This is a genomic window from uncultured Candidatus Thioglobus sp. (assembly GCF_963981275.1).
Lineage (GTDB): Bacteria > Pseudomonadota > Gammaproteobacteria > PS1 > Pseudothioglobaceae > Thioglobus_A.
In genome coordinates, this window is record NZ_CAXCCZ010000053.1 from 1 (window position 1) to 4,653 (window position 4,653).

Below are 4,653 nucleotides of genomic sequence, written 5' to 3' on the forward strand. Positions count from 1 at the left end.
AAATGGACAATCAAAAGCCGCACATTGACAGTATCAAACTCAAAAATAAAGTACTCTGGTATTTGGATGTCGATCCGATTGAGTAGAGTTAGACGCACCCTATTCTAATAACCTTTTACTTAATTTTAGACAATAAAAAACCCCCGCTGGGAGGGCTTTGGTCGCATAAAAGCGGAGCCTACGAAAAATAAATTTCATTGGTATGAAAAGCAAAATTCTTAAGCGATAGTCGGTTACAATCTGATTTATATTCTACACAAAGGCAAAGCATTATGCAACAAAAAGTTTTAGGGCTAGATTTAGGCTCAAACTCTATTGGCTGGGCGCTTCTTAATGAGGACAACAATACGGCTTCAGAGATTATAGATTTAGGCTCGCGTATCTTTATTAAAGCAGTTGAGGAAAAAACACCCACACCAAAAAATGAAAAACGCCGTGAATCACGCCTTGGTAGGCGCGTTATTCAGCGCCGTGCAAGACGCAAACAGCGAATGCTTAATTATTTGGTTTCGCTTGATTTATTACCAAAAGAATTACAAAACCACGCTCAACCAGAGATTGTTTTAAATGGCCTTGGTGATCCTTATGAGTTGCGCGTTAAAGGTTTAGATGAGCAATTAACTCCACATGAATTTGGCAGAATATTATTACATTTTGTTGCAAGGCGTGGTTTTTTATCTACTAAAAAACAAGTTGCAGGCGATTTAGTTGATGACCCTGATACGCTAGATTATTTAAATGCCCTTGATAATAAGCCCACTAAAGACAAGGAAGAGGGGCAATTTAAAGCAGATATTGCTGATGTTTATCAAGCGATTAAAGATGCTGATGCTAGAACATTGGGCGAATACCTGTTTAACCTAGAAAGTGGCAAAGTGAAGCGTAATCGCTCACACGATGGTGGACACCTTCGTACCGAGCGCAAAATGTACCAGGACGAGCTTGAATTAATTTGGAAACAACAATCACAATACTTTAACCACTTGCCAAGTGACTTCATGCAAAAAGATAAAGGAGTTTTGGTCATTATTTTTTATCAGCGCCCTCTCAAGCTCAGAAAAGACCGCGTTGGAAAATGCTCATTAGAGCTGAATAAATATCGCGCTAATATTGCACGCCTAGAAGTGCAGAAATTCAGATATTTACAAGACATTAATAATTTGCAATTTTTTGATCGTTGGCAAGAAAAATGGATAAGTATTAGCGATGAGCAAAAAATAAAGTTAAAAAACTTGTTTGAATACAATGCAAAAATTACCGTAACAATGCTCAAAAAAGAGCTGGGTTTGGACAGGCCTACCAAAATCAATCTCGAAGCTAAAAATCTAAAGGGCAATATTACAGCTGGTGAAATCCGCAATATAATTGGTAGTGCTTGGGACGATTGTTCTGATAAACAGCAACATGATTTATTTGAAGATTTATTCACTATTAAGAAAAAATCAGCACTTAAAGCCCGATTAATTACGCATTGGGATTTTGACAAACAAACTGCCGTTAAGCTGTGTTTAATTGAGTTTGAGCCTACATATTCTAATCTTTCACTAAAAGCCATTAAAAAACTATTACCGTTTTTAGAACAAGGCATGATTTACTCAGATGCCCGTCAAGCAGCAGGTTACGATTATGAAGTAGCAGAAATTGAAGCTGTTAATACACTAGGCATACCACCCGAAACTTCCAACCCTATTGTCAATAAAGGCATGCACGAGCTTAGGCGTTTAATTAATGCCATTATCAAACAATATGGTAAGCCTGATGTGGTGCGTATTGAAATGGCGCGTGATTTGGAGATGAACACCAAGCGTTATAAAGAAAATGAATTTCGACAAAAGAAAAATCAAAAAGCCAATGAAGAGGCACAACTTGCTTTTGAGGGTCTTAATTTGGGAAAAAAATACGCCTCACGAGATGACAAAATCCGCTACCGTCTATGGCAAGACCAAGATGAGAGATGCGCTTATAGTGGCGCAACTATCGCCCTTAATCAGGTATTTTCAGCTGAGTGCGAGGTGGATCACATCTTGCCTTTTAAAAGATCGCTCGATGATTCTTACATGAATAAGGTTTTATGTTTCACCGCAGAGAACCGCAACAAATCTGATCAAACCCCAGTTGATGCTTGGGGTGGTGATAATGATAAATGGAATCAAATTACCCAAGCCCTTAGTCATTGGGATAAATCATTGATTAGTAAAACAAAACGTTTCTATACCAAAGAAGCCGATTTACAAAAACGTGATTTTATTTCCAGCCAGCTAAATGACACCCGTTATATGTCAAAACTGGCGCAAGATTATGTGCGCCAACTTGGCTGTGATGTGAACATTACCAAGGGTTTTGTTGTCAGTCAAATCCGCCATCAATGGGGTTTTAATAGTATCATTGGTGAAGTCAATAAAAAAGATCGCACCGATCATCGTCATCATGCGATTGATGCGGTGGTAATCGCTGCCACTTCGCGCAATTTATATCAAAACGCAGTTAGGCAAATTAAGCATGATAGGCTTAATATTGCTCCGCCGTATGCTCACATTCGTGAGGAGCTGGATGAGCGTCTTAAACACACCATTATCTCCCACGCACCACAGCGCAAACTTTCAGGCGCATTGCATGAAGAAACAGGTGCAGGCTATATTGAAAAACACGGCGGTTTGGTTTATCGCAAAACCCTAAGCCCAGAGTTCACTCTTAAAAATGCCCTAAGCATTGTTGATGAAGCTGTTAAAACTAAAGTTTTAGAGCATTTTGAAAACTATCCAAACCCTAAAGAGGCTTTTAATGCTGAACATTTAGCTTTACTCAAACTTGGTAAAAACCCCATTAAGCGTGTGCGTGTATTACAATCCAAAACCAACGAAAAGAAACTCGCCCAAACCAAATTTGGCGTGCGTGATAAAACTGGCAAAATTTTTAAATACATGTCGTATGGCAACACCCACCACGTTGAAATCATCAAAAATAGCAAAACAGGTAAAGTTAAAGGCGAGTTTGTAACCACCATGCTCGCCTCGCACCGCGCTAAGGGTATTAACATACCCAAACAAGCCATTATTAAAACTGACTATGGGCAAGATTGGGAATTTGTCATGGCACTGCATATCAACGATACCGTGAGTATCGAACAAGGAGATGGCGAGCGCGTATTTTATCGAGTGCAAAAAATAGATACGGGCGCAAAACGTTTTGTCTTGCGTCTTGGCATAGCATCAACACTAAAAAATAAAGATGAGGAAATTTATATTGGTATCAGTAAAGATAACTTTGATAAATATAAAATCGTAAAACACGATATAAACACTATCGGTCATTTTATCGAACATGATTAAACGCATTGTTGAGGTTAGTAATCCGAGTTATTTACACCTTAAACACAAGCAATTATTAATTGATCAAGATCATGAATTAGTGGCACAAGTCCCGATTGAGGATATTGGCGCTTTAATTTTAGAACATAGCGCTATTAGCATCACCCAGCCGTTGATTATTGAATGCCAAAAGCATAATGTAGCGATTATTTTTTGTGATGAAAAACACCTGCCCTATTCCACTATTTTGCCGATTGCTGAGGGCAATACCCTGCACCAAAAAATCCTCAAACAACAAATTAATATCTCTGAACCTATACGCAAAAGACTGTGGAAGCAAGTTATCATTCAAAAGATTAACAATCAAGCTGATACGCTTAAACAATTTAACAAGCCTTATACTCGATTACATAAATTAGCCACCGAAGTTAAATCAGGCGACAGTACTAATTGTGAGGGCTTGGCGGCTCAGTATTATTGGAAGGCTTTATTTGGGGTGGATTTTATTCGTGATCAAAATGCCGATGGCATTAACGCCATACTTAATTATGGCTATTCAATCATCCGTGCTATGGTGGCGCGTAATATTTGCGCTAGTGGTTTGCACCCTGCAATAGGCTTGTTTCATCACAATCAATACAATGCTCTGTGCTTGGCAGATGACCTGATGGAACCGTTACGCCCTTGGGTGGATAGTATTGCTTATGAGCTGTATCAAGCCAACCCCAACATTGCTATTACCATTGAGAGTAAAACTCCGTTTTTAAACCTGATTAGCCACAATGTGCGCTATGATAAAAAGCAAATGCCAATGATGGTATCAATGCATTATCTAATGGCAAATCTAAAGCGTAACTTTACTAAAGAATGCTCAACATTGACATACCCCATATTACGAGCGTAATATAAAGCTTTTGAACATTGGGATTACTTATGTTTGGAGGCTTACAAACCATGTGGGTAATTGTACTGTTTGATTTACCAACCGATGATAAATGGATGCGTAAAGATTACACACATTTTCGCAAGTTTTTGCTTGAGGATGGTTTTAGGATGATGCAATACTCAGTGTATATGCGCCACTCCAGTAGTGAAGAAAACGCCCAAGTACACGCGCGTAGAATCAAACTCCACCTACCGCCTGATGGCGAGGTAAGAATTATCAAAATTACCGATAAGCAATTTGGACGTATCGAGGTTTTTTACGGAAAAAAACGCCGACCCATCGAAACCGTACCGGCGCAACTTTCATTTTTCTGACTAGAAAAAATGAAAGTTGCGCCTATGGTACAGCGTTTGTAGCGAGCATATTGTAACCGACTATCGCCTAAACGCAAATCACAAC

The 4,653-nt window shown here is 39.0% G+C and carries 3 protein-coding genes; all 3 read left to right on the forward strand.

From position 1 onward, the window contains the following. Positions 1–272: 272 nt before the first annotated feature. From cas9 to cas2, 3 genes are read left to right on the forward strand one after another with little or no spacing between them, the layout of a single operon-like run. A complete protein-coding gene (gene cas9, locus ABNR88_RS06900) occupies positions 273–3,329 on the forward strand; it encodes a type II CRISPR RNA-guided endonuclease Cas9 (RefSeq protein ID WP_291930406.1) in 3,057 nt (1,018 codons plus the stop codon). Beyond that, the gene (cas1, locus tag ABNR88_RS06905) at positions 3,322–4,212 is read left to right on the forward strand and encodes a type II CRISPR-associated endonuclease Cas1 (protein ID WP_291930405.1); all 891 of its coding nucleotides are present in this window, start codon (positions 3,322–3,324) and stop codon (positions 4,210–4,212) included. Before cas9 ends, cas1 begins: the two co-directional genes overlap by 8 nt. A 29-nt stretch (positions 4,213–4,241) precedes the next feature. Continuing rightward, complete coding sequence (gene cas2, locus ABNR88_RS06910) at positions 4,242–4,568, forward strand: CRISPR-associated endonuclease Cas2 (RefSeq protein WP_291930404.1); 327 nt, start codon at positions 4,242–4,244, stop codon at positions 4,566–4,568. Positions 4,569–4,653: the final 85 nt, after the last annotated feature.

What these genes read in the sequence shown, in the direction of transcription:
- cas9 (WP_291930406.1), top strand. Translation starts at nt 273, where the DNA reads ATGCAACAAAAAGTTTTAGGGCTAGATTTAGGCTCAAACTCTATTGGC.
- cas2 (WP_291930404.1), top strand. Translation starts at nt 4,242, where the DNA reads ATGTTTGGAGGCTTACAAACCATGTGGGTAATTGTACTGTTTGATTTA.
- cas1 (WP_291930405.1), top strand. Translation starts at nt 3,322, where the DNA reads ATGATTAAACGCATTGTTGAGGTTAGTAATCCGAGTTATTTACACCTT.